Source organism: Arthrobacter sp. P1_H7, from assembly GCF_056405215.1.
In genome coordinates this window covers 1-365 of record NZ_JBFUCO010000052.1, presented here as the reverse complement: position 1 = coordinate 365, position 365 = coordinate 1, and the positions used below count along the sequence as shown (strand labels likewise).

General features: G+C 70.4%; 1 protein-coding gene. It reads left to right on the top strand.

Annotation, left to right across the window (positions count from 1 at the left end):
• Positions 1 to 365 (top strand): L-serine ammonia-lyase, iron-sulfur-dependent, subunit alpha (locus tag AC1DXI_RS20780; RefSeq protein ID WP_476940155.1); only part of this gene is annotated, 365 nt, incomplete at both ends.

Below are 365 nucleotides of genomic sequence, written 5' to 3'. Positions count from 1 at the left end.
GGGCTGCTGCCCGGCGGGCTCAAGGTCCGCCGCCGCGCCCCGGACTGGCACAAACGGCTCATGAAGGAAACCCTCGGCCAGGACCCCGACTACCGGGACCCGAAGTACTGGCAGGAATGGGTCAACCTGATCGCCCTGGCCGTGAACGAGGAAAACGCCTCGGGCGGGCGCGTGGTCACCGCCCCCACCAACGGCGCCGCCGGCATCATCCCGGCCGTGCTCTACTACGCCCTGCACTTCGCCCCCGGCATGGACAAGGCCACCCAGGCCGACCGCGACGACGTGGTGGTCAAGTTCCTGCTGACCGCCGGCGCCATCGGGGTGCTGTACAAGGAGCAGGCCTCGATCTCCGGCGCCGAGGTCGG